This window comes from Desulfosceptrum tomskiensis, from assembly GCF_049818055.1.
Lineage (GTDB): Bacteria > Bacillota > Desulfotomaculia > Desulfotomaculales > JASEER01 > JBFLVT01.
The window spans coordinates 221,235-245,330 of record NZ_CP187479.1; the positions used below are offsets into that span (position 1 = coordinate 221,235).

Consider the following 24,096-nt stretch of genomic DNA (forward strand, 5'->3'; position numbering starts at 1 on the left):
GACAGGTGTTGACGATATATTGACAGTTGGTTAACGCATAACTGTTTAAATTTTGACACCAACTCCCCGATTCATTTTAGCACCTTTTGCACGGACGGTTAATCTGCCGAACATTGTAGTTTGTTCAGGAAACACTTATCATATAAACAAGAGTCTGTTCGCCGAGGAATTCTGGTAATGAAGGAGGTTTCAAGGTGTTCAGGAAGATTCTTTTCCCAACCGACGGTTCTGACGGCGCACTGAACACGGCCAGGTATCTTGTCAAACTGCAAAGGGAAATCCCCGATCTCAGAATTACCATGCTGAACGTTTATCAGATTCTTCCCGATATTTCGGGGGAGACATTTATGGCCCCCGGACTGGAAGAGAGTGTCAAAATGATGTCCGAGCGAGCCCTAGAAACTACGCTCCGGGTTTTTGAGGAGGCAGGCGTTGATGTCACCCCTGTTTCAAGGGAAGGAGAACCTGTTAAGGAGATCCTGGCGATGGCCGAGGAAGGGCACTACGACCACATTGTAATGGGTTCAAAAGGCAGCGGAACATTTCGCGGGATGGTTTTTGGCAGTGTGGCGCAGCGAGTTCTTCAACTGGCCGACATCCCGGTAGTTATCGTTAAGTAGTTCGGCCAAGGGAAGCGGCTGAGTAAGGAGGCAGGAACGTGCTGAAAAAGATTCTTCTACCCACCGACGGGTCGGATCATTCGCTCCGCGCTGCGGAATATGTGGCCGGCATAATGAAGGAGAGGCCGGCGCTTCAGGTTACCTTATTAAACGTTTATCAAGTCTTGCCCGAATTCGCGACCTACGATTCGCCGGTAGGGCCGACGGGCGCGGTGGCCAGCCTTAAGGAAATGTCCCGGCGTGCCCTTGAGCGGACCAAGAAGGTCTTTGATGACGCCGGGTTGACGGTCAGAATGGTTTCGAAACAGGGGGATCCTGGCAGGGAGATTGTTGCCTTCGCCCGTAAAGGTGATTATGATCATATCGTGATCGGCTCTCGCGGTACCGGAACGCTCAAAGGCCTCGTCTTCGGGAGCGTGGTCAACAAGGTCCTGCATCTTTCCGCCATTCCGGTAATCATCATTAAATAGCACTGAGCATTCGGCATCAGGGTTAAAAGATCCTAAGGGTTCCAAAGAATCCTTAGAACGATGACAAGCCCCGGGTTTCGTTTGGAAACCCGGGGCTTTTGCATTCGTTTTTCGATTTTAGATATATACAATTCCAAAGCTCAATGCCTACAGCCAAAACCGGGGTATCAGGTTCAAATCCTTACTCTGGTTTTGGCTGTAGCAAAACATACAGTGGGTGTATGATTTCAGCCACGGCGCCGGTCCAGCAGTTTCAAGGGTTCCATAGCACTCTGTATGTTTTCATACACTTTCCTTTGTAGTGACGATTAATCAACCCCTTGTTGTAGCTGGACTTTAAGTTTGGCACGAAATTTGCGGCAATAAACGGTTAAAGAAAGCTGACAAACTAGGGGAGGGATGGATTAGTGAACCTGTATCTGGCTGTAGCGGGCATGCCGGTCAACCCTCTGATAATCCTTGGATTGGGGGGTATCGTGGGAATGATGTCGGGGCTCTTTGGGGTCGGGGGCGGCTTCCTGCTTACCCCGCTCCTGATGATGTTCGGCATTCCTCCCGCTGTGGCGGCCGCCTCGGACTCAAACCAGATTGTGGCGGCCTCCTGTTCAGGGGCCTTGGCCCACAAACGGCTAGGCAACGTTGACATAAAAATGGGGTTGATTTTCCTGAGCGGAGCCGTTGCCGGAGGAACGTTCGGTACCCAAATGGTCAAGGTGTTGCGTCTCTTGGGCAACTACGACGTCACGGTCAAGCTGGTATATGTCGTTCTGCTGGCTCTGGTAGGGGGATTTATGCTCTGGGAAAGCCTGAGGGCGTCGCGGGGCCTAAACCGGCATCCGACAAAGGCAGGCGCGGGTATCAAGTACCTTATGTCCAGGCTCCCGCTGCAAACAGAATTCAGGGTCAGCGGCATTCGCGCCTCCATTGTGTTCGTCGTGGGCTTGGGTTTTCTTGTCGGTTTTCTCGCCGCTTTGCTGGGGGTCGGAGGGGGCTTTATTACGGTTCCGGCAATGATTTACCTTCTGGGAATGCCGACGCTTGTCGCCATCGGTACCGACTTGTTTCAAATTGTCTTTACGAGTATCAATGTTACTTTCCAGCAAGCCGTTATCAATCACAGCGTAGACGTCCTTCTCGCGGTACTCCTGTTCTGCGGATCGACTATTGGCGCCCAACTGGGGGCGAGGCTGTGTCGCTACTTTCGCCCCGAGCAGTTGCGAGTTCTTCTGGCGGTCATTGTTCTTCTGGTAATGGTCAAGCTGGCGATGGGATTGGTCACTGCTCCTGAGGAACTGATTACTCTATCCGGCGCCGGAGGTGGGCACTGATGCTGTTTCCTAAGCACGTTCTGATTTTAACCATACTGTTGTTTTTTATGAGCCTGACCTTCAGCGCGGCTTCGGCCGGCGAAGAGCTTTCGTTTACAACCGATAGGCCTCGGGTTGAGGTGGGGGTTGATTTCAACGGCGCAGCGGTTAAGTTCGCCGGCCGGGCGCCGGAGGGGAGCCAGGTCTATGTCAAAGCAACGGGTCCGGTGAGGCCTGTCAATCTGTCAAAGCAGGGAAAGAAGAACTTTCTTTGGCTGACCGTGGAGTCGGTCGGTGTGGAAGGCATGCCCGCGTTCTTTAAGGTGTTGAGCAGCAACGGGTTTAATCATCTGCCGCCCGATGTCCGGGAAGAGACAGGCATCACGGGGACTTACGATTTGCTGATGAAGAACGCGCGGGTAGCCGTACGTAACGAGGAAGTCAAGCAAGAGCTTGTGGGGCGGGATGCTTCCGCATATCTAAACGCGCTGATCTCCGTTAACGAGCGCGAGGGCCTCTACGGCTACGTTGAGAAGGGCATCAAGGTGCATAACGGCGAGTTTGCGGGCACTCTGTACCTGCCGGCCAACGTCCCTTACGGGTGCATCAACCTTAAAGTTTACGCGGTTAAGGATGGCGTTATTGTTGCCCGGGATTCGGGGCGGATTGACATCGGCCCTGTTGGTCTGATCCGACTGGCCGACCAGGCTGCTGAGAAGTATTCACCGCTGTACGGCGCGGCTTCGATCGGGGTGGCTCTTGCGGCCGGATTTGCCGTTGCCCAGCTATTTAAGAAACTTAACGGCCTCCTGGGGAGGCAGGACAGTTTTACCGCAGGTCACTAAGAGAGTGCTGCAAAAACCAAAACACTGGTTCTGGCATAGGCGTCTGTAAGGTACGGCCGTACTTTGGAAGTTACCCTTAAGACCGCTCAGAAAGAGGTCCGAGGCAAGAGGTCAGAGGTCGGAACGGGAAGCGATCGCTTCGCGATCGCAAGTCTATAATCCTTAGAAATCCGCTTTGCGGATTTCATCAGGTCAGATTTCTGACTTCCGGCATCCGACATCCTTTTTGCCAGGCGCAGTTTTTCAGCGGTCTCCTAACGGGTGGGAGATGGGAGGCACAACGATGGCAAGCGAGAAAAGGGCTGGGGATCTGGCACGCCCGCTGGCTGAAAGCGTTAAAGTCGGTATCGGAATGAGTCTCAAAGAGGTCGTTGAGGCCATGTATAAAGCAGGCAAACCCCAAAGAGCCTTAGTTGTTGATCCTCAAGGGCGCCCGATTGGCTTGCTGACCCTTCGCAGCCTTTTTGAAGCTCTTGAGCCGGGGTATTCCCGGGTGAGCGACTGGCCAATCCCGCTATTCTGGGAAGGGCTGTTCACTGAGAGGTGTGGAAAGTCGTCAGATATCGGTATCGAGGAGGTGGTAATCCCGATTGGAGCAGCAGCCGTACAGGCCGGGGACAGCCTGATGCAGGTCATCTATTCTTTCCGCCAAAGCAAGCTGAACTGTCTTGCGGTTTTCGACGGCCAGAACCTGGTGGGCCTGTTGGATGAACCGGCCGTGTTTGGTGAAATCGCCCGCGCGGTGACGGGCGATGGGCTGTGAGAAACGGCTCGGCCGTTTCTCATTGAAGTCCGAACTTCTGCATCCGGTACAGGAGTGTGGCGCGTGTGATTTTAAGTAGGGCGGCAGCCTTTGTCTGGTTGCCGTTACTTTTTTCGAGAGCCTTCATAATCAGTAGCTTTTCTACTTCTTCCAGCGAAATGCCCTCATCGGGAATCTCTAGTTTGAGCGGCCCTGTTGATGTCTCCCGGCGCTGCAGTTCCTTTGGCAGATGCTCCGGGGCGATGGGCTCTCCCTGAGCCAGAATCAGGGCGCGTTCAATAACGTTCTGGAGTTCCCGGACGTTGCCCGGCCAGTGGTAATCCTCCAGCAATTGCATAGCCGCCTCGCTGATGACGCCGGAGACGTAAATGGACTTAAACCTCGTGACAAAATGCTGCGCCAGCAGGGGTATGTCAGTTTTCCGTTCGCGAAGCGGCGGCAGGTGAATCTGGACAACATTGAGCCGGTAGTACAAATCCTCTCTAAAGCGGCCCGTTTTCACAGCCTCCTCGAGGTTACGGTTGGTCGCGGCGATGATCCGCGTGTCGACCTTGAAGGTCTCGGTTCCCCCTATGCGTTCAAAAGTCTGATCCTGCAGAACGCGTAGCAGCTTGGCCTGCATGGATGGCGACATTTCGCCGATCTCGTCAAGAAAAATAGTTCCTTTATGCGCCAGTTGAAACCGGCCGAGCCTCCGTGCGTTAGCGCCGGTGAAGGCCCCTCGCTCGTGGCCGAAAAGCTCGCTTTCGAGCAGTTGCTCGGGCAGGGCGGCGCAGTTGACGGCCACAAACGGACCGTCGGCGCGGTTGCTCCGCTGGTGGATGGCCACTGCCGCCACCTCCTTGCCGGTCCCGCTTTCACCGGTCAACAGGACGGTGGCGCCGGTGGGGGCTACGCGTTCAACCAGCAATCTGACCTGTTGAAACGCCGGGCTCTTGCCGATCATTTCGCCTCGGCTTTTGGTCAGCTCTGATCTGAGGAAGCTGACCTCGGTCAGGAGGCGGGAGACCTGGAGGGTTTTCTTTACCACAATCTTCAATTCATCCAGGTCAAACGGCTTGGTGATGTAATCCGAGGCCCCTGCTTTCATCGCCTCAATCGCCGTCTGAATAGTCCCGTGGGCCGTGATGATGATCACCGGCATCTTGGGATAGCTTTCTTTAACGGCCTTAAGGACGTCGAGCCCGGACATGTCCGGTATCTTTAAATCGACGATCATCAAAGAAGCCCCGTGCTGATGCAGTTTGTCCAGCCCCTCGCGCCCCGAAGTGGCTGTAGTGACGCGGTAACCTTCCTGCTGCATAGCTTTGGAAAGCGCCCAACACATATGCTCCTCGTCGTCAATGATCAGAATATTGGGAACCATCGCCGTGACCCTCCTTTGCAGGTGGCAGGATGACGTTAAAGGTGCTCCCCTGACCCGGAGAACTTTGCACTTCAATGTTGCCGCCGTGGAGGTCTATAATCTGGCGGCTGATAGCCAGCCCGAGCCCGCTGCCTCCTTCCTTGGTCGTAAAGAAGGGATCAAAGATGTGCGGGATATCTTCGGCCGGAATACCCGTGCCGTTGTCGTGGAAAGAGACGGCCACGCCCCGGGATGTCAGGCAGGTTACGATGTTGAGAATACCGCCCTGCGGCATGGCCTGGACAGCGTTCAGGATCAGGTTGACAAAGACCTGTTTCATTTTCTCGCCGTCTCCTTCAACGGGTGGGAGAGCGGGGTCAAAGGCCGTTTCCAGCTTGATGCCCCGCTGCCGCAGCAGGGGTTCGGTGAAGGTCAGCACTCCCTGCAGCAGGGTGTTCAGGTTTAACGGCTGTACGACATTCCTGCTTGGGCGGCCGAACTCCAGAAGCTCTGTAAGCACCTTGTTTTGGCGGTCTACCTGTTCCTTGATCACCCTTGCGTAGTCACTAAACTCGGGGCAATGCCGGTATTCTTTTTCCATCACCTGAATCGTCGCTTTGATGATGCCCGCGGGGTTGCGCAGTTCATGGGCCACGCCCGTTACCAGCCGTCCCAGGGCGGCCAGGTTTTCCGAACGGCGGAGTTGTTCCTCCAGCTTTTCTTTTTCGGCCAGGGCAAGGGCCATTTTGTTGATGGCCTTGGCAATCTCGCCCATTTCACCCGGGATCTCAGGAAGGTTATCATGAATGTTTTTTTCCAGCCGGTTGAGACCGTCCTTAACGAGGGAGACACGCCGGGAAAGATTGGTCACAAGCATGAGGGTGCCAACCGCGCCAAACAGGAAACCCAATAAGGTTAAATAGCGGGTAACCATTCTGAAGTTGCGGCTCTGCAGGAAAATAGGGTTGAGGCGCTCTTCGGCCCACGCAACGGCGACAAATCTATCTCCGTCAAAAATGGGTACCAGGTGCTCAAAAAACTGGTCATCCGGGCTGCCGGCAATGCGTGCCAGGGATTCGTGGCTTCCGACCACCGCGGCGATACCGGACTTTGCCTCCCGGAAAATGCGCTGTTCACGAAGCGCTTCTTCTTCGGGGTCCAGCTTGCGGTACTGATGCAGGAAACCCTGCACGAAGAGGTGGTCGGTTGACGGAACGTACAGTCCCAACCTGACTCCCGGGTTCTCGGATGCCAGGGGGACGGCCACCTTATTAAAGGCATCTCTAAGCATTACCGTCTGTTCGCTGTCGGACAAGCCGCTTGTTTTGCCTTCAATATCTTTGCTGATGTTCGTGGAGAGAAAACGAACAATAGTGGCCAGGTGCTGCTCCTTGTTGACCAGCAGAATCTGGTCGGTCTTGCTGGCAAATACGATGTCGTAGAGCATCACCAGGACCGGTACGATCAGAATGGCCGCGATGATAACCGGGATTTGGAACCTTAGATTCCGCGGGAAGAAAGGCAGGTTCAAGCGTATCCCTCCGCCCCTGTCAGCTAACTAAATAGTATAGTAATCCACGGCGCCGGTCGGGGCAAGTTGACGCCGGGTCTTGTTCCACCTGGCCGTGAAAACGATAAGGGCCCCGGGTGAAGGGCCCTTATCCTGGACGGTTGCTTCGGGAAACCGTTGATCGGCTCGTTCAAGCGGTGCGCGACTGCTGGGCTAAAGCTTCCTCTGCCGCTACCAGCCTTCTCCCGGCCAGGACCAGGATCACGCCAACCATGCAGGCAACTCCAAGGGTCGCCAGGATGGTGGGCGTGGTCGGCAGTACGTACCACAGAAACATATACCCGGTAGAGAGGATGATTGACATTAGCATCAAGGGGAAGGCGACCTTCATAAACTCGATAAAGGTAATCACCAGTCCACGCTTTTCGGACATGCCGATGACCACGACGTTGGCCGAGGCCCCGATGATGGTGCCGTTGCCGCCCAGGCAGGCTCCGAGCGAGAGCGACCACCAGAGGAAGTCGACGTCATAGGCCGCCATGTTGCCGAGAGCCGCCATTTCCTTAATCAGCGGGATCATCGTGGCCACGAAGGGGATGTTGTCGACGAAGGCCGAAGCGATGGCCGAAATCCACAGGATCAGCATGCCTGTCGGGATGATGACGCCGCCGGTGGCCTCCAGCGCCAGCTCCGCCAGCATCCTGATCACGCCCACTTCTTCAAGGGCTCCGACCACCACAAAGAGACCGATGAAGAAGAAGATAACCGGCCACTCCACCTGGTGGAGGGGGTGTTCCGGTTCGGCCCTGGTTATCAGCAGCAGCAAGCTGGCGCCCGACAGGGCGATGACGCAAGACTCAAGGTGCAGCACCTGGTGCAGCAGGAAGCCGGCCACAACCAGCGTGATAACGATAAGACATTTCTTTAACAAGGCCATGTCCTTGAGCTCGTCATATTCGTTGAACTCGAAAATACGGCTGCGCACTTCCGCCGGAACCCGCAGGCTCTTACGGTAAATGAGCTGCAATATGAAGACGGTCATCACATGCACGAGCACCACGATGGGTGTCAGGTTAATCATAAAGTCCAGAAAGCCCAAGTGGGTGGCGCTCCCGATCATAATGTTCGGGGGATCGCCGATTAAGGTGGCTGTGCCGCCGATGTTGGAAGAAAGAATCTCGGCGATGATGAAGGGGAGGGGGTTGATCTCCAGCTTTTTAGCAATAGCGAAGGTTACCGGAACGACAAGCAACACCGTTGTCACGTTGTCGAGGAAAGCTGACAAAACAGCGGTGACGGCGGCCAGTGAAGCCATGATGGCCAGGGGCTGCCCTTTGGCCGCCTTGGCGGCTTTGATCGCCAGAAACTCGAAGACGCCGGTCTCTCTTGTTATCCCGACGATGATCATCATGCCGACCAGCAGGCCGATGGTGTTCCAGTCGATGGCATGCACGGCGCGTTCCGGCTCAAGGATGCCGACCAGGACGACCAGGGCGGCGCCGCAGAAGGCGGCAACGGCCCGGTGGATCTTTTCAGAAACGATTACGGCATAGGTTATCAAAAATACGGCTGTAGCGATGGTAACCTGGTGCTGTTCGATCATGATACGCCTCCTTTAACTATCTTGACTATTGACTAATTATGAGGTTGGATACCTCGTCAAAGATCTCCCTGCTCCGCAGGATGCCGATCACCTTTCCGTCCTCGATCACCGGCAGGGTTTGGATGCCATGAGAAGTCATCAGGTGCACCGCTTTGGTGATCGGATCCGCCGCATCGATGGTGATAAAACTGATCGGCCGCATTACCTCGCGGACTTTCTTGCAGGCCTCCTCCTTGCACTTCGCTTCCATGAACCCCCGCCAGAATACGGGCAGGGTCCACTTGTCGGTGACCAGAAATTCGGGCTGCAGCGCTTCGAGGACGGAGTGGAAACTGACGAAGCCCGCCGGCTGGCCGGTCTCATCCAGGACCAGCACATTCCGGTAGCCCGAACCGGCGGTGTTTTTCAGTAACGCCACGGCATCTTTTACAGTCTGTTCCAGCCGGACAGTCGGGCATTTTTCCAAAGGAATCATCAATTCCTTAGCCGTCCTTTCATACGGCACGGTGACATCCCCCGCTTCCGCTGAACTTATTGTTCGTAAGAGGGCATCTTGGCTGGCGACAGCGCAATTAACGGACCAGCGCGGGTATGCCGAGCAAAGGCCAAATCGTAATGGCAAACAGTACCACCAACAGCAGACAGACGATGCTCATGGGGATGCCGGTAAGGAAGAATTCCCCGGTGGAAAACTGTTTTGACTGGTAAGCGATAGCGTTCGGCGCGGCTCCTACCAATAACATAAAGGGCAATGCGGCCATTGCCAGGGCACTATACAGGATGAGGTCGGAGTTGACGCCAAGGTAACCGGCGATGACAAAGGCGACTGGAAGGGTGATGGCGATGGCGGCAACGTTCATTATAAAGTTGGTCAACATCAAAACAAGGAAGGAAATGGCGGCCACGAAGAACAGCCAGTGGGCATCCTTGAACATGGTCAGCCAGTTGACGGCCATCCACTGGGCGGCACCCGTCTGCCAGAGGGCGAAGCCAATGCTCATGGCGCCGCTAAAAAGCAGGACGATATTCCACGGTACGCGTTTCTCAAGGTCCTCCACCGTGAATAAGCCGGTAAGGAAGAACAAGATACCGGCAGTAAGCAAGGGTACTGCGCGGTTAAGCTCGGAAAGAGCGGGGATAAAGTTCTGAAGCGCAAGGATGGCCACGACGGCGACGGCCGACAAAGCCACAAAGATCTCTTGCTTGGAGATGGGGCCCAATGAACGGGACATCTCGGCGACACGATCTTTAAGTCCCGGTATCCTGGTCTTCTCCGGTCTGAAGAATACAAACGCGATAAGTGCCCAAATGATGAAGACCATTACCCAGCCGTATGGGGCCATTGCTTTAGTCAACTGGAGAAAGGTCAATTCGTTTCCGGTAAACTCCTTGTAAAAGCCTGCAGCTATAGGGTTACGTGCCGCCCCGAGCATAGTGCACATGCTGCCGGCCCCGGCGGCGTAAGCCATGCCGATAAAAAGGCCCTTGCCGAACTTCGTCGGACGTTCGTCTTCGCCGTACAGACTCATAATCACGAGCAGGATGGGAAACATCGTCGCCGCTACGGCGGTATGGGCCATGAGGTGGGTCAGTCCTGCAGTCACGATGAAGGTTCCCAGAAGAATCATCCTTGTGTTTTCCCCTACAACACCCAGCATTTTAAAGGCTAGGCGGCGGGTCAGACCGGCCTTGGTAAAGGCCAGACCGAGCAGCAAAGACCCGAAGATGAACATGACCGACGGGTCCATAAAGTCTCTGAAGGCGTCGCTGGCCGGGCGAATCAAGAACATCGCCTGGACAACGCCGATCATGATACTCGTTACCCCGATGGGGATGACTTCAAAAACCCACCAGATGCCGGCGAGGAGAAATAGGCCGATGGCCAATTGACCCTGGCGGCTCAAGGCGAACTCCTTCCCCTGCGGGTCGACAGCCGGCGCCAGCGGCGGCAGGAAGTAGAATAAAGCGAAAGCGCCAATGCCGAGGAAAATGAACAGAGTTTTTCGCCAGTCAATTGCTTGGTTGCTGGTTGTAGACATGCGATCACCTCTTCAAACTTCTTTAAGGTCAATATAGTCCGCGGGACGCTCTTTCGCCGGTCACCTCCTTCGATTTTCCATAGAGTAGTGACAATTAGCAACCCTTTGCGGGGTTTATGACATATTACGCAAAGCCCGGCGTGTCAAATTTCTTAAAATGTAATGACAACATTGTGAAAAGCATAACTTGATGCGTCATTAAAAAAACGCTTGGCAAGCTGTGTAGTTCCTGCAAAATGCCTATAGATAACCAAAAACCGTCATCGCGGTCGCATAAAACAAGGGTGGCATGATCCCTTCAGGATCACCCACCCCAGTTGATCCAAGTCCTTGAAACCCGGCCGGCCGGGCCAACGCGTTGACAGTTCGGTTTTAGGTTTTTCGTCTTTTTAACTAATCAAAGTATACAGGAGGCTTTTCTATTCTGACAAGACGTTCAGTTTTTCCTTCAGCCGAATCCGCAAATCCGGTTCCAATTGGTCCTTAAGTTAAGCCGTTCTGCGTTTCTGTTTAGCTGACTCAGCTTCGACCAGTCTGCGCCCGGCCCAAACCAGGACGACGGCAACTAAGATAGCGGCGCCCAAGGTCGCCAGGATGGTGGGTACGGTTGGAAGGACGTACCACAACAGGATGTAGGCCGTAGAAAGAACGATAGACATCAGCATCAGGGGGAACGCTATCCTCATAAAACCGACGAAGGTGATAGGAAGACCCCGCTTTTCGGCCATTCCGACGACTACGACGTTGGCCGAGGCTCCAATGATGGTCCCGTTGCCGCCGAGGCAGGCGCCCAACGACAAGCACCACCACAAGAATTGCAGGTCGTAGTTGGACATATGGGCGAGTTCACCCATGTCCTTGATCAGCGGAATCATCGTCGCCACAAAGGGGATGTTGTCGACGAAGGCCGAGGCGATAGCCGAGATCCACAGAATAAGCATCCCTGTCGGGACCATTACGCCGCCGGTCACTTCCAGGCTGAACTTGGCCAGGGCTTCGATCACGCCGACTTCCTCAAGTGCTCCGACGACTACGAAAAGACCGATGAAGAAGAAGATCACCGGCCACTCTACCTGGCCCAGAGGATGCTCGGGTTCTGCCCGCGTAATCAGGAGCAGCAGGCTGGCGCCGGCGAGGGCGATAACGCTGGATTCAAGATGGAGCGCCTGATGCAGCAAAAAGCCCAGGATCACCACGCTGATCACAAACAGGCATTGCTTCAGCAGGGTTATATCCTTCAGTTCATCCCTTTCGTTAAACTCGAAAATTCTGTCCCTCACCTCCGCCGGAACGCGGAGCTGCTTCCTGTAAATGAGCTGAAGAACGAATACAGTGCAGACGTGGATCAGGATAATGGCCGGCGTAAGGTTGATAACGAAATCCATGAACCCCAAACCGGTGGCGCTGCCGATCATAATGTTCGGCGGGTCGCCGATCAGGGTCGCGGTACCCCCGATGTTGGACGAGAGGATTTCGGCGATCAGGAAGGGAAGAGGGGTTATCTCCAGTTTACGGGCGATAGCGAAGGTTACAGGGACCACGAGCAGCACTGTGGTTACGTTGTCGAGAAAAGCGGACAGAACGGCGGTTACGGCGGCAAGGGAGGCCATAATCGCCAGGGGCTGCCCTTTGGCGGCTTTAGCCGCCTTAATGGCAAGGAACTCAAACACGCCGGTTTCTCTTGTGATACCGACGACAATCATCATCCCGACGAGCAGGCCGATGGTGTTCCAGTCAATGGCCTCCACCGCGTGTTCGGGGGTCAGGATGCCGGCTAGGATGACCAGGGCGGCACCGCAAAAGGCAGCCACTGCCCGGTGAATCTTCTCCGAAACGATAACGGCGTAAGTAACAAGAAAAACGGCAGTGGCGATAAATACCTGATATTGCTCAAGCATGGTCCTTTTTCACCCTACCTTGTTCTTCAGATTCGCTGGTGAAAAGATTGCCTATTTCATTAAAGACCTCGGTTAGTCTAACCAGGCCAAGGACGCGATCCCCTTCAACGACCGGGAGCGCCCCCACGTTATTGCTGACCATAGCGTGGACAGCCCTGGTCAAGGGGTCGCCGGCACGAACGGCCAGCACGTCTATCGGGTCCATGATTTCTTGGACCTTCCGCCTGGCTTCCTGCCGGCACTTGGCCGACAGGAAACCAGGCCAGAAAACGGGCAGGGACCAGTTGGGCGTAACCACGAAGTCCGGCTCCAGAGTCTGCAAGAGAGTTCGGGAGCTTAGGATGCCGACCGGTTTACGGTCATCGTCCAATATCAGCACGCACTGGTGTCCTGCCTGCATCCCTCGCAGCAGGACGTTGACGGCCTCCTGGACGGTATCGTTCTGCATTACGGTCGGGCACTCATCCAGGGGAAGCATGACCTCTCTAACCGCTTTCTCTGACGGCATAAGATCCTCCCTCCGAGGATTGCTGCCTGTACCCCCTTAAAAGCTCGGCGTTAACCGCCAGTACTTCGTGCATGAACTCTTTCAACGCATCAGGAACGGGCTGCAGCCGCTCCACATCGGCCTCGGTTGCGATAATTCGGCCCGGCGGCACGTAGACATTGTCCGGCAGGTCCACGCCCATCACCATCGCCCCGTGTCCGACAAAACAGCCGTGGCCGATGGACGTTTTGAAAACGACGGCCCGGAAGCCGATAAAGCTCCCCGTGCCGATAAAGCAGGGCCCGTGCACGATCGCTCCGTGAGCGATGCTGCAGTTGGACCCGATCTCGATGGAGGTATTCATCAGGGCGTGCATGATCACCCCGTCCTGGACATTGGTGTTTTCGCCGATAATGATCGGATATCCTTCGTCAGCCCGGAGAACAGCGCCCGGACAGATGATCGCGCCCTTATTGACGGTAACGGCGCCGATCAGCACGGCTGCCTCGTCGACATAGGCTTCAGAGGATACCAGAGGCAGGGCCGGCTGATCCTGCCAGGCGGTAAGCGGACTCGTTCTTAACATTGACTACCCCCCTTAGGTCTTGCTGACAACATTGGCAATTTCCATAAACACTTCGTTGATACGGATCATCCCGACCACCTTGCCGTTTTCTGTTACCGGCAGGGAACCGACGTCGTTGTTGACCATCATGTGGACAGCTTTTAAGAGCGGCGCGTCGGCATCGATGGTCAGGAGCTTGAGCGGGCGCATCACTTCGCTGACCGGGTGCTTGGCTTCCTGCTGGGAGCGCTGGGTGAAGTAGCCGTCCCAGGCCACATCGGGGAGATCGGTGTAGGGGATGGAGTGGCCGGGAACCTTGGAAGGATCGATGGCGAACTTGGGCTCGATGGCCTTGATCAGGTCCCGAAAAGTCAATAGACCTACGGGCTGCTGGTTCTCGTCGATGACCAGGACCGAGCGGTGTCCGGCATATTCACCTGATTCGAGCTGGGAAAAGGATTTGGTCAGGACTTCGATCGCTTCCTTGACGGTCGCGTTCGTTGGCACAGTGCTGTATTCCTCAATCGGGATCATTAAGTCGCGCACCTTATGTTCAGCAGGCATGCTCTTCCCTCCTTAAATCATAGGTGGAGGCGTTCAGGAGCTGTGGAGCTCCTGAACGCCTGTCGTTGACTATTTAAGCAGTCCGGGCATCCCCATGAGCGGCCAGATGATGAGCACCATTACCGCCAGGATGCCGATGCTGATAATGCTGGGGATGATTCCGTAGCTGAAGAACTCGCCGGTGGTGAACTGCTTTGACTGGTAGGCGATGGCGTTTGGAGCGGCGCCGATCAGGAGCATATACGGCACACCTGCCATCGCGACCGCGGCGAAAAGGATGACTTGAGGATTGATCCCCAGGTAGCTGGCGACGACAAGGGCGATCGGAAGGGTGATGGCGATCGCCGCCACGTTCATGATGAAGTTGGTCAGGACCATCACCAGGGCGGAGATGGCCAGGACGAAGACCAGCCAGTGGGCGTTGACGAAGAGCGCCAGGAAGCCGACGGCCATCCATTCGGCGGCGCCTGTCTTCCAGAGGCAGAAGCCGATGCTCATCGCGCCCGAGAAAAGCAGGATGATGTTCCAGGGAACCCTTTTCTCGAGGTCTTCGACATCGAAGAAGTTGAAGATAAAGAAAACCAGGCCGGCAAGCAGCAAGAGGACGCTGCGGTTGATCGGCTCGAGAGCCGGCACGAACTGCTGGATGACCAGCAAACCAAGAACTATGGCCGTAACGACGGCGACAAAGATCTCGTTCCTGGTGATGGGCCCCATCTGGGCGGCCATCTGGCTGACCTTGTCGCGCACACCCACAATGCGGGTTTTCTCCGGTCTGAAGAGGATGACGCACAGCAGCCAGACCATAACGACCATCGCAAAACCAATGGGGAACATGTACTTGGAAAAGGTCAGAAAGGAGATTTCCTGGCCGGTAAACTCTTGAAACAGACCGACCGCGGCAGGGTTACGCGCGCCGCCCATCATGGTCATGATGCTGCCGGCGCCGGCGGCCCAGGCCATGCCGATGAAGAGACCCTTCCCGAAACGGGTTGGCTTTTCTTCCTCGCCGTACAGGCTCAGGATGACCATCAGGATGGGGAACATCGCGGCGGCGACGGCGGTGTGAGCCATCATCCAGGTCATGACCATGGTGATCAGGAAGACGCCGCCCATGATGATCCGGGTATCCTCGCCCGCCACCTGGATCATCTTGAAGGCCACGCGCTTGGTCAGGCCCGACTTGGAGAAAGCCAGCCCGATGAAAAGCGCGCCCAGGATAAAGAGCACCGAGGGGTCCATAAAATCGTGGAAGGCGTCGGAAGCTTTGCGAATACCCCACAGCCCTTGAAAGACGCCGATGGTGATCGCGGTGACGCCGATGGGAATAACTTCAAAGACCCACCAGATGCCGGCCATCAGGAAGAGGCCGATGGCCCGCTGGCCTTCCTTCGGTAGCGCAAATTCCTTGCCTGTGGGGTCATGGACCGGGGCAAAGGGCGGGGCGAAGTAGAAAAGAAAGAACAGGGCCAGGCCGAGCAACAGGAAGAATGTTTTGCGCCAGTCAATTGATTTGCCGTTGAGAACCGGTGTCGTCATTCTAATCACCTCATGCGAATTGCTTAAACCAGGATTTTGTTAACCGCCGGATCGGAGTCCGGGGCTTTCAACCTGGTGCCAACGATGGCGCGTATCACGACGAATACTACGACTAGGAGGCTCGTACCCCACAGCAGGTACCCTCCCGGGGTAGTCAGCCCGAACTGTTTCAGGGCTAACGCCAACCCGGTTGTTATCAGCAGAATACATCCAGGTTTGCGAACGGTGAAGTTTGGAACTCTCCGCTCGAAGATCAACCCGATTTGTTCACCGATGGTGCTTCCGGCAACCAGCACCAGTACCGCCACGGCTTCCACCCGGCCGCCGAGTGCAAAGGTGAAGGTTCCCCATCCGGCCGCAAGCAGCATCGCCAGGGCTGCAGTGGCAGACGCTCGCTCCCTGGTCATGCCCAGGATCGTCATCGCCGGTATTAAGACAATGGCCCCGCTTGCTCCGGTGAACCCGGTAAGGATGCCGGCAAAAAGGCCGACGAACGGCAGCAGGCCGGCTGTTCGGGGAAGCTGTGGCAAGCCGTTCGGGCCGCGGTTTCTTGCCAGAGCGATCCCGGCTGCAATCAGCAGAACGATGTAGATCCAGCGGACCGGGGCGCCCGTAAGGTTCAGACCGGCCAGTGTCAGCAGGATTACCTTGCCGATACTGACCCCGGCCGCCGTTTGCAGGCCCAGTAGAATGCCCCGCCTGAAATCCGGGTTGGTCATCGTCCCTTGACGAAAGGTATCGACGATGGCCCGGGCAAACAGGTGCGCTGTTCCGGTGCCGACGGCATAACTCATTGGAAACCCGAAAATGTTCAAGGCGGGAACAACCGCCAGACAGCCCAGGTGTCCAAGGAAACGGATCAGGATGCCGATGCCGAGGGCGATGGCGAACAGCGCGATAACGTTTGTAAAGGTATCTGCCAGTGCCAGGTACATAAGAAAGACCCCCCTTACCGCCGGGATTCGGCAGGCCGGCGGTCAGCGTCCCGGGTAGCCAGCTTACGGGCGACGACTTCGGACAGGGCCCCAAAACCAGCGGCACAGCTCATGACCAGAGCCAGTACCGTGAGACTGTACGCAAGCGCACTCTGAGCGTAAGACTGGGCGATGTACACGGTTAACCATTCAAACATAGGAGATGCCTCCTTGGGTGGGGCCGGGCTCCAAACCAACTTGAAAGTAGTGACGATTTCGAAAAATATCCTTGAAATAATTAACTGGTTATGGTATACTTCAACTACGTATGTGATGACAATTAGCGCCTTTGCAGGCGGGCGAGGCGCTTGACGGCCGCTCCCAGCGCGCAGATGTGGGCCTGCCCTGCGATAAAGGCTTCGGAATGCTGGTGGTCCGCATAAGGGTAAATGACCGGCATTTTCGTCAGGTCTTGTACTGTCTTGAGTTCGTTGGCTAATTCGGTGGCAGCGGTGTAAGCCTCAACGAGGTCAACGGCCGGCAGGTCTGCGCGATCGGTTTTTAAAACCTGCGTACGACGCAATGCCTTTTCCTTCTTGATCACCTCCTCACGGCGAGAGTATTGGAAAGTGCTTTTGCCCGGATCAAAGCGGTACTCTATAAGATCCTGGCACTCCAACCTCTTGATTATTTCCTGCGCTTTTTCGAGGACTGTTTTTTCGCGAACAATCCTCTTTTGTTTTACGGCTGCCTTGAGTTTGTCGAGTTCCCGGGCAGCCTGGCTGATTTTCTCTTCCAGTGCTTGATCGGAAGGGGTTTCGGGCGCCAGGTTATGACAGATGATATAGCGTTCCTGGTTATGCTGAACGCTCTTAATCCAGAGCTCATTATCAATAACATCGTTGCCGCTCCACGGATCAATTTCGGCCACGGGCACCTCGGCTAAACGATCTTGTGAAACAACCAGGATGTAACTGCGGTTGAGCAACGTAACAGACGGGTCTTCCGGATCCTGGATAACAATGAGGATCGGGGCGCCGAAGTTTTGTTCCAGTTCTGCTGCAAGGGCGGCAGTATTCCCCGATAGGATACGGTAGCCCAGCGGAACGCCTAACGGATGGGCGATTATCGCTGCTTTTAACGGCTTTCGATAGGGCCGGACCTGATACGATGTCCCTGAAGTGGTAATGCCGCATTCGTGCCCGATAAACTCTCCGTTTATCGGAAGGCAGCACATGTAAGCCGGCGTTTCCAGGTATTTGTTCAGGGAATCCCGAACCTGCATTTCGATAGTGCGAACGATTGTAGACAGGTGACAGATGGCGCGGTAGTAATCAATACCATGCAAATCCTGCCCTTTTAACTGATCAATGCCTAAATCGTTGCAAGAGACGTTAATCGGCCTTGTTTCAGCGGGATTAATGATATATTGCAGGACCATGGCTTCAACCATCCAGGGGAAACTCGGATGGACCTTGCCCGTTTCAGCCTCGCGGCCGAGAAGGGGGTGAATGCCGAGTTCCCGCCACGCGGTCCGAAAGGGTTCGACCGGTTGAACCGCAGATCCCGGCGGTTTAGACTCAATATCCATCAAGTATTCCATTGCCGCTCCAGGGCTGTATATCTTGGTGAGCCCGTTGATCAGAGCCTGCACTTTTTCGGGAGCGAGTCGTTCAACGTTACCCAGGTTGGCGACGACGCGTTGTTTAACCTTGCCGCCTTCGCGGTAGGTTTCGATCAGTTTGAGATAGACGTATTCCTTGCCCTGCCTTTTAGTGGTGACCCTACGAAAGAACACTGGTCATCACCGTCCTGGTTGGATTGGCACGTCACCAACAAGTGCCTCCGACGCCTTGGTAGTGACAAAAATGTAACGCACAAAACTGCGTGTTCGATTAATCAACTAGCTGAGCTTGCTTTCTATGAAATAAAGTTCCGGCAATGACGTCAAGTGTAGTGACAAAGCTTGTGAACATTTGCACATTCTGGCTGACCTAACTTTAGCATAGCGCTCTAATGTCGTCAACAGTTTTGTCACTGATCGTTAAAGAATTTTGCCCTCCTTCCAACATGGAACGGAGGGCAAATTTGTCCTTACATTTATCGTGTCAGACCAAGTTTTTTGGCCGCTTCCTTGAGCCCGTCGCGGTAGTCGGGATGGGCGATAGCGATTAAGGCCTCGGCTCTTTGTCGAGCTGTTTTCCCTTTAAGTTTTGCCACTCCATACTCGGTGACAACATAATCAACATCATTACGTCCGATGCCCACGACAGCGCCTTGGCCGAGTTCAGGCACGATGGCCGATTGGTTTTTCCTGTTTCGTGAGCGCAGGACCAGAATGAACTTTCCTCCTTCAGACATAGCCGCTCCCCGGGCAAAATCGATATGGCCCCCGGTTCCGAGACGTTTCGGCCCGAAAGTCTCTACCACGGCCTGGCCCTGCAGGTCTACTTGTGAAGCGCTGTTGACAGCCACCATGCGGATATTGCGGGCGATAACGTTAGGATCATTGGTATATGAGACCTTATGCATTTCAATCATCGGATTGTCGTCGATAAAGCGGTAAAGCTTTTGGGAGCCGAGCGCCGACGTACAGATGATTTTCCCCTGGTGGATCGTCTTGCGACGGTTGGTCGCCGCCCCTGCTTCAACCAGGTCGACTACGGCGTCGGTGATGAATTCGCAGTGAATGCCAAGCCCCTTCTTGTTCAGCAGTCCGAGAGCCACAGCCTGAGGGATCGGTCCGATGCCCAGGGCAAGGGTGGAGCCGTCGTCTACAAGTTCAGCGACATACCCCGCAATTGTTTTTTCTGTGTCGGCCGGAGGGGGATAAAAGAATTCGCAGAGCGGGCTGTCGTCCTTTACGAGCACATCAGCCTGCGTTACGTGAATAAAGGTATCGCCATGGGTTCGGGGCATATTGGGGTTGACCACCAGGATGACCTTTTTGGCGTGTTGCGCGGCCGTGGTCGTGTAGTCTACCGAAACCCCGAAGCTGAAAAAGCCGTGTTTATCCATCCGGGAAACGGTGCCCATGAAGACATCGATACAAACGTTTTCAGCAAAAAACCGGGGGTACTCGTGAAAATAGCCGAACATGGCGGCAGCTCTGCCGGCCTGCACGCCCGGACGCGTAACATCGCTGGTCAGCCACGACACGTGGCGGAAGTGACGCTCCATTCCGGGCTTCAAGTACTCCGCCTCATGAAGGGGCAGCATTTGGTGAATCCGGACGTTACGCAGAGCTTGTCTGCGTTGGATCATGGCGTCAAGCAAAACAACCGGTTCGCCGCAGCCCAAGGGAACCACGACATTGGTTTCAGACTTAATGAGTTGAACAGCCTCCTCCGGCTGCCTCAGCTTCTCCCGGCATTGTCTTTCCAGCAGCTCTTTCTTGTCCGAGACAGGGCCGGCATTATACCAAACCATTCTATATCAGGCCTCCCCGACGGCCGAGACAAAATCATCCCTACTTTAATTATAATTGCTTGTGCAAGTAGTGACAAAAATATTGTCTTATTGTAAATGATCAGTTAGTATATTGCTAACAACCACACTTCCTGTTCCCGGATAGACAGAGATGACAAAATATCTGCCGATGTGTGAGGGGGTGCTAACAGGATCACTCCTCCATACGATCTGGGTTTTAACAACCATGTTCTGTCGTTCACAATCCTAGACCTGTACGGCGCTGTCTGAAACAGTAAGGAAATGTAGGCGCAGGAAACTAACATTGAAGCACCTTTTTAAATTCTTCACGATAAGGAGAGATAAGGTAGTTATGGAAATTTATCTTCCGGTAGCCGGCATGCCGGTTAACGTCTTCGTCATCGCCGGTCTTGGGGCGATGGTTGGAGTGCTTTCCGGTCTGTTTGGCGTGGGTGGAGGCTTCCTGCTCACCCCATTGCTGATGTTTGTAGGTATTCCCCCGGCTGTGGCGGCAGCGTCGGACACCAACCAGATCGTCGCGGCTTCGGCTTCCGGCGCTTTGGCGCACAAACGGCTGGGTAATGTGGATATGAAGTTGGGCGCTTTCTTTTTGATCGGCGGGATTTTCGGCGGCACGTTAGGTGCTCAGTTAGTCAAGGTTCTGCGCGGGATGGGCAACTACGATCTCACCATGAAACTGATCTACGTGGTAATGCTGACCCTTGTCGGCGGTTTTATGTTCATCGAAGGCCTTCAGGCGCTCAAGGGGAAGAAGGCCGCAAAGAAAGAGGGAGCCAAGCCCTCAGCTTTTAAACGTTTTGTTGCCAAACTTCCCTTGCAAACGGAATTCAAGGTTGCCGGGATCAGGACTTCAGCGCTGTTTGTTGTAGGCCTCGGTTTTATTGTCGGTACACTTGCCGCCCTGCTGGGTGTCGGCGGCGGGTTCATTACCATGCCGGCGATGATTTACCTGCTGGGGATGCCAACGATTGTAGCCATTGGGACGGACCTGTTTCAGATCGTCTTCACAACCATGAACGTTACCATCCAGCAGGCCATTACCAATCACTCGGTCGACATCGTGCTGGCCATTCTGCTTTTCTGCGGGTCGACGATCGGAGCCCAAATCGGAGCGAGGCTTTCCAGGAGATTCAAAGGAGAGCAGTTGCGTGTCTTGCTGGCTGTCATCGTGCTGGCGGTGATGGTTAAGATTGTTTTCGAGCTGGTAGCGACGCCTGGCGCGCTCATCCAGTTCAGCTCCGGAGGTGGCGGGCACTAATGAGGACGATGCTCAAGCCATTCGCCCTGGCCGCAGTTTTTGCGTTGGTGTTGGGCCTGGCGGCAGCGGGGTTTGCGGCTTCCGGCGCGGAGATAACGCTGACACCGGACAGAATCGAGATCGGCACGGGCTTCAACGGCGGCGAAGTCAAGGTTACCGGCAAGGTGCCGGAGGGTAGCCAGGTCATTATTCAGGCGATTTCACCCGAAAAACGTGTTGCCCTAAGCAAAAAGGGCAAGGTTAGCGGCGTGTGGATGACGGTCGAAAAGACGCAGGTTTCCGGAATGCCGGCCATGTTTAAGGTTTACACTTCCGGTAAGATGGCTGACATTCCGACCGACGTGCAAAAGGAACTGGGTATCGACAGTGATTTCAGCGCTGTCAAGAGCCTGGCCGAGGTAACCGAGAAGCACGAAGAGAAGACGGTGACCCTGGACAAGGAAAGGGCGGAAGAGTTCGTCAACGGGCTGATTGCGCTGTACAGGGAAAGAAATCTCTATACTGTGGACGAGAATGCGGTCCAGGTTGCGGGGGGCCGGTTTGCGGCTACGTTGCAGATTCCTGCCGACATCCCGCGCGGTCAAACCAAGGTTCTGGTTTATGCAGTGGGGAGCGACGGGAGCGTAGTTGCTAGCTCTTCGGCTTTGTTAAACGTCGAGGCGGTCGGCCTGGTCCGTACCCTCGGCGATATGGCGGCTCATAACGCCGTAGCCTATGGTATCCTGGCCGTGGGTGTCGCGCTGGTGACGGGCATTCTCATTGCCCAGTTCTTCAAATGGCTGCAGAAGGCCGTCTTCAAGGAAGAACACGTGGAAGTAGGCCACTAGCCAGGGCGTTGAGTATCGCGGGTATCAGGTATTACGTTAAATGGAGCAAGAAGCGGGTATGATCATAAAGGCCGGCAAAAACCGGCCTTTATCATGCCTGGACAGGTAGAGTAACGAGTGTGAAATTCCCGTATAGGGATTCCCTCTTGGCATCTTATACCCAACACCTATACGTATCTTTTTCCAGCCCAGGGCGGCCACACTCAGGCCCGCTCTTCAGCCTGGATATAATACCCCGCAAAAAGAACGGCGATCAGCCCGTAAACCAGGTGCCCAAACAGGAACACCGCGCTCGTAACCAGGTCGGGATGGAGCACCGCTGCCGGGATAAACGCTTGGGCAATCAAGCCGTAGACGAGAAGATAAACCGTCCCCCCAAATGCCAGCCCTTTGGCCCAGAGGTAATCGGCACCTGTCAAGCGCAACATGCCGACAGCGATAATGCCAAAAAGCGCAGAGACGATGAGATGGACGATAAAACCGAAGGTCAGGGCGGGAATCGTCCCGGTTGCCGCACCGGGTGGCAAAAACACATGCGCTGAAATATGGAGCGGGGTCGTTTTGGCGATACCTGCCAACCATAGACCCCAGGCAAGGACTAAGTAGACCAGGCCTGCCAAAATACCGGCGATCAGGCCGGTAACGATGCTGTCCCGCATATCCTGCCCCGCTTTCCAAAAATTATTGAAAATCAGCATTAGTATTTGCCTGTGAGTGTTGTTCTATGCAGTGCGGCTGCAGCACGGCGTTAACGGCGGTAGTTTTTGTAGACTTACCTCCCAAATGCATGAGATTTGAAGGTGCATTACTAAAGGTGTTAGGGTTTTGTCACATATTGGACATAATTTGTTGCTAGAATATCCGCGATAAACTATACTTCTAGTGGTAAAACCTTTCATCAGGAGGGGAGTCTGGTGAGCAGTAAAAAAGTCTTGATACTGGTAGCGCTGGTTGCGCTTCTCGCAGGCGCGTTGTTCAGCAGCGGCTTGGTTATCGGAGGCTGCGGCGACGGTGACAACCCCGCGCTGCCCCGGCCTTCAGCGATTGCCTCGCCGCAAATACCGGGCCTAAACAATAACTCCGTGGCCGATATCGTCAGCCAGGTCGGCTTGGCGGTCGTTAAAATCGACACCACTGTGATTTCCAGCAGCTATCCCCAGTGGGATCCCCTGTTTAATGACCCGTTTTTCCGTGAGTTTTTCGGGCGGTCGTTTGTACCGTCGCAACCGCGGGAGCGGCATGGCATGGGCTCGGGCTTCATTTTCTCCAAAGACGGTTACATCCTCACCAACGAACACGTCATCCAGGGCGCGAGCGCCATTAATGTAACGATAACCGGCTTCGACAAACCCATTCCCGCTCAGGTTATTGGTTCTGACCACGACCTCGACTTGGCCATTCTCAAGGTCAATGTCAAGAAGGACCTGCCTTATCTCAAGATCGGCGATTCGGACCGCGTTCGCGTGGGGGATCTGGTTATTGCCATCGGTAACCCTTACGGTTTGGACCACACCGTCACCATGGGCGTTGTCAGCGCCAAGGGCCGGCCGATAACCATTGAGGACCGTAGTTACGAAAACCTGCTGCAAACGGATGCCTCCATCAATCCCGGCAACAGCGGCGGTCCGCTTCTGAACCTGCAGGGCGAGGTCATCGGTATCAACACCGCCGTTAACGCCCAGGCTCAGGGTATCGGGTTTGCCATTCCGACCAGCACCATCCGGCCGGTGCTGGATGAGTTGCTGAGGACCGGCCAAATCAGCCACCCCTGGCTGGGTGTGCAGCTTGAAACCCTTACCCCGGAGATGGCCCAGTACGCCGGGTTGCAGAGTCCCGAGGGAGCCCTGATCCTCGCCGTCGTTCCCAACAGTCCTGCCGCCAAGGCCAGGCTCAGGCCGGGTGACATCATCCTCAAGATCAACGACAGGAAGATCAGCTCTCCCAATGACGTGGTTACAACTATTCGGGCCAGGAAAGTCGGCGAAAAGATTAAGGTGGTCTTACAGCGGGACGGCGAGAGTGTGACCCAGGAATTGGTACTGGAACGCAAACCCTAATTGGCTGTAAGCGTTAGGCGCCAGGCATTAGGATA

The 24,096-nt window shown here is 55.1% G+C and carries 23 protein-coding genes; 8 read left to right on the forward strand and 15 right to left on the reverse strand.

From position 1 onward, the window contains the following. Positions 1-194 precede the first annotated feature (194 nt). The 5 genes from ACPV0M_RS01170 (at position 195) to ACPV0M_RS01190 (ending at position 4,005) form a co-directional block, all read left to right on the forward strand. A complete protein-coding gene (locus ACPV0M_RS01170) occupies positions 195-620 on the forward strand; it encodes a universal stress protein (protein ID WP_425621175.1) in 426 nt (141 codons plus the stop codon). A 38-nt stretch (positions 621-658) separates the two neighbouring features. Beyond that, a complete protein-coding gene (locus tag ACPV0M_RS01175) occupies positions 659-1,090 on the forward strand; it encodes a universal stress protein (protein WP_425621176.1) in 432 nt (143 codons plus the stop codon). Between the two features lie 407 nt (positions 1,091-1,497). After that, on the forward strand, positions 1,498-2,418 hold the full coding sequence (locus ACPV0M_RS01180; protein WP_425621177.1) for a sulfite exporter TauE/SafE family protein: 921 nt from the start codon (positions 1,498-1,500) through the stop codon (positions 2,416-2,418). Beyond that, the gene (locus tag ACPV0M_RS01185) at positions 2,418-3,242 is read left to right on the forward strand and encodes a TIGR02186 family protein (protein WP_425621178.1); all 825 of its coding nucleotides are present in this window, start codon (positions 2,418-2,420) and stop codon (positions 3,240-3,242) included. Before ACPV0M_RS01180 ends, ACPV0M_RS01185 begins: the two co-directional genes overlap by 1 nt. Before the next feature lie 283 nt (positions 3,243-3,525). Beyond that, positions 3,526-4,005, forward strand: coding sequence for a CBS domain-containing protein (locus ACPV0M_RS01190; protein ID WP_425621179.1), 480 nt, complete (start codon positions 3,526-3,528; stop codon positions 4,003-4,005). Positions 4,006-4,024: 19 nt separating this feature from the next. Here ACPV0M_RS01190 and ACPV0M_RS01195 read toward each other — a convergent pair whose 3' ends face one another. The 14 genes from ACPV0M_RS01195 to ACPV0M_RS01260 form a co-directional block, all read right to left on the reverse strand. Next, complete coding sequence (locus ACPV0M_RS01195; RefSeq protein ID WP_425621180.1) at positions 4,025-5,371, reverse strand: sigma-54-dependent transcriptional regulator; 1,347 nt, start codon at positions 5,369-5,371, stop codon at positions 4,025-4,027. Beyond that, complete coding sequence (locus ACPV0M_RS01200; protein WP_425621181.1) at positions 5,346-6,881, reverse strand: ATP-binding protein; 1,536 nt, start codon at positions 6,879-6,881, stop codon at positions 5,346-5,348. The genes ACPV0M_RS01195 and ACPV0M_RS01200 overlap by 26 nt, the downstream gene beginning before the upstream one ends. Before the next feature lie 169 nt (positions 6,882-7,050). Then, on the reverse strand, positions 7,051-8,463 hold the full coding sequence (locus ACPV0M_RS01205) for an SLC13 family permease (RefSeq protein WP_425621182.1): 1,413 nt from the start codon (positions 8,461-8,463) through the stop codon (positions 7,051-7,053). A 25-nt stretch (positions 8,464-8,488) separates the two neighbouring features. Continuing rightward, positions 8,489-8,968: an HPP family protein gene (locus ACPV0M_RS01210; RefSeq protein ID WP_425621183.1), complete on the reverse strand. Its 480-nt coding sequence runs from the start codon at positions 8,966-8,968 to the stop codon at positions 8,489-8,491. Between the two features lie 67 nt (positions 8,969-9,035). Then, entirely contained in the window at positions 9,036-10,502 is a 1,467-nt protein-coding gene (locus ACPV0M_RS01215; RefSeq protein ID WP_425621184.1) for an SLC13 family permease, read from the reverse strand. Positions 10,503-10,990: 488 nt separating this feature from the next. Next, complete coding sequence (locus tag ACPV0M_RS01220; protein WP_425621185.1) at positions 10,991-12,400, reverse strand: SLC13 family permease; 1,410 nt, start codon at positions 12,398-12,400, stop codon at positions 10,991-10,993. Continuing rightward, the gene (locus ACPV0M_RS01225) at positions 12,393-12,908 is read right to left on the reverse strand and encodes an HPP family protein (protein WP_425621186.1); all 516 of its coding nucleotides are present in this window, start codon (positions 12,906-12,908) and stop codon (positions 12,393-12,395) included. The genes ACPV0M_RS01220 and ACPV0M_RS01225 overlap by 8 nt, the downstream gene beginning before the upstream one ends. Next, positions 12,886-13,473, reverse strand: a complete 588-nt coding sequence (locus ACPV0M_RS01230; RefSeq protein ID WP_425621187.1) for a hypothetical protein — start codon at positions 13,471-13,473, stop codon at positions 12,886-12,888. Before ACPV0M_RS01230 ends, ACPV0M_RS01225 begins: the two co-directional genes overlap by 23 nt. 12 nt (positions 13,474-13,485) lie before the next feature. Continuing rightward, positions 13,486-14,016: an HPP family protein gene (locus ACPV0M_RS01235; protein WP_425621188.1), complete on the reverse strand. Its 531-nt coding sequence runs from the start codon at positions 14,014-14,016 to the stop codon at positions 13,486-13,488. A 69-nt stretch (positions 14,017-14,085) separates the two neighbouring features. Beyond that, positions 14,086-15,555: an SLC13 family permease gene (locus ACPV0M_RS01240; RefSeq protein ID WP_425621189.1), complete on the reverse strand. Its 1,470-nt coding sequence runs from the start codon at positions 15,553-15,555 to the stop codon at positions 14,086-14,088. A gap of 23 nt (positions 15,556-15,578) precedes the next feature. Then, positions 15,579-16,490, reverse strand: coding sequence for a sulfite exporter TauE/SafE family protein (locus ACPV0M_RS01245; protein ID WP_425621190.1), 912 nt, complete (start codon positions 16,488-16,490; stop codon positions 15,579-15,581). Positions 16,491-16,504: 14 nt separating this feature from the next. Further along, positions 16,505-16,687, reverse strand: a complete 183-nt coding sequence (locus ACPV0M_RS01250; RefSeq protein ID WP_425621191.1) for a hypothetical protein — start codon at positions 16,685-16,687, stop codon at positions 16,505-16,507. A gap of 122 nt (positions 16,688-16,809) precedes the next feature. Then, complete coding sequence (locus tag ACPV0M_RS01255) at positions 16,810-18,267, reverse strand: hypothetical protein (RefSeq protein ID WP_425621192.1); 1,458 nt, start codon at positions 18,265-18,267, stop codon at positions 16,810-16,812. A gap of 302 nt (positions 18,268-18,569) precedes the next feature. Then, a complete protein-coding gene (locus ACPV0M_RS01260) occupies positions 18,570-19,898 on the reverse strand; it encodes an acetyl-CoA hydrolase/transferase family protein (protein WP_425621193.1) in 1,329 nt (442 codons plus the stop codon). A 352-nt stretch (positions 19,899-20,250) separates the two neighbouring features. On the opposite strand from ACPV0M_RS01260, the gene ACPV0M_RS01265 reads away from it, so the two are divergent. After that, positions 20,251-21,177, forward strand: coding sequence for a sulfite exporter TauE/SafE family protein (locus tag ACPV0M_RS01265; protein ID WP_425621194.1), 927 nt, complete (start codon positions 20,251-20,253; stop codon positions 21,175-21,177). Next, on the forward strand, positions 21,177-22,004 hold the full coding sequence (locus tag ACPV0M_RS01270; RefSeq protein ID WP_425621195.1) for a TIGR02186 family protein: 828 nt from the start codon (positions 21,177-21,179) through the stop codon (positions 22,002-22,004). The genes ACPV0M_RS01265 and ACPV0M_RS01270 overlap by 1 nt, the downstream gene beginning before the upstream one ends. 203 nt (positions 22,005-22,207) lie before the next feature. On the opposite strand, the gene ACPV0M_RS01275 is transcribed toward ACPV0M_RS01270, so the two are convergent. Then, complete coding sequence (locus tag ACPV0M_RS01275) at positions 22,208-22,663, reverse strand: hypothetical protein (RefSeq protein ID WP_425621196.1); 456 nt, start codon at positions 22,661-22,663, stop codon at positions 22,208-22,210. A gap of 255 nt (positions 22,664-22,918) precedes the next feature. On the opposite strand from ACPV0M_RS01275, the gene ACPV0M_RS01280 reads away from it, so the two are divergent. After that, positions 22,919-24,061: a S1C family serine protease gene (locus ACPV0M_RS01280; RefSeq protein WP_425621197.1), complete on the forward strand. Its 1,143-nt coding sequence runs from the start codon at positions 22,919-22,921 to the stop codon at positions 24,059-24,061. Positions 24,062-24,096 lie beyond the last annotated feature (35 nt).

Bases quoted from the DNA above. Each gene is read 5' to 3' on its own strand.
- ACPV0M_RS01185 (WP_425621178.1), top strand. From the start codon at position 2,418: ATGCTGTTTCCTAAGCACGTTCTGATTTTAACCATACTGTTGTTTTTT.
- ACPV0M_RS01190 (WP_425621179.1), top strand. From the start codon at position 3,526: ATGGCAAGCGAGAAAAGGGCTGGGGATCTGGCACGCCCGCTGGCTGAA.
- ACPV0M_RS01195 (WP_425621180.1), bottom strand. From the start codon at position 5,371: ATGGTTCCCAATATTCTGATCATTGACGACGAGGAGCATATGTGTTGG.
- ACPV0M_RS01205 (WP_425621182.1), bottom strand. From the start codon at position 8,463: ATGATCGAACAGCACCAGGTTACCATCGCTACAGCCGTATTTTTGATA.
- ACPV0M_RS01215 (WP_425621184.1), bottom strand. From the start codon at position 10,502: ATGTCTACAACCAGCAACCAAGCAATTGACTGGCGAAAAACTCTGTTC.
- ACPV0M_RS01220 (WP_425621185.1), bottom strand. From the start codon at position 12,400: ATGCTTGAGCAATATCAGGTATTTATCGCCACTGCCGTTTTTCTTGTT.
- ACPV0M_RS01225 (WP_425621186.1), bottom strand. From the start codon at position 12,908: ATGCCGTCAGAGAAAGCGGTTAGAGAGGTCATGCTTCCCCTGGATGAG.
- ACPV0M_RS01230 (WP_425621187.1), bottom strand. From the start codon at position 13,473: ATGTTAAGAACGAGTCCGCTTACCGCCTGGCAGGATCAGCCGGCCCTG.
- ACPV0M_RS01235 (WP_425621188.1), bottom strand. From the start codon at position 14,016: ATGCCTGCTGAACATAAGGTGCGCGACTTAATGATCCCGATTGAGGAA.
- ACPV0M_RS01240 (WP_425621189.1), bottom strand. From the start codon at position 15,555: ATGACGACACCGGTTCTCAACGGCAAATCAATTGACTGGCGCAAAACA.
- ACPV0M_RS01245 (WP_425621190.1), bottom strand. From the start codon at position 16,490: ATGTACCTGGCACTGGCAGATACCTTTACAAACGTTATCGCGCTGTTC.
- ACPV0M_RS01250 (WP_425621191.1), bottom strand. From the start codon at position 16,687: ATGTTTGAATGGTTAACCGTGTACATCGCCCAGTCTTACGCTCAGAGT.
- ACPV0M_RS01260 (WP_425621193.1), bottom strand. From the start codon at position 19,898: ATGGTTTGGTATAATGCCGGCCCTGTCTCGGACAAGAAAGAGCTGCTG.
- ACPV0M_RS01265 (WP_425621194.1), top strand. From the start codon at position 20,251: ATGGAAATTTATCTTCCGGTAGCCGGCATGCCGGTTAACGTCTTCGTC.
- ACPV0M_RS01270 (WP_425621195.1), top strand. From the start codon at position 21,177: ATGAGGACGATGCTCAAGCCATTCGCCCTGGCCGCAGTTTTTGCGTTG.
- ACPV0M_RS01275 (WP_425621196.1), bottom strand. From the start codon at position 22,663: ATGCGGGACAGCATCGTTACCGGCCTGATCGCCGGTATTTTGGCAGGC.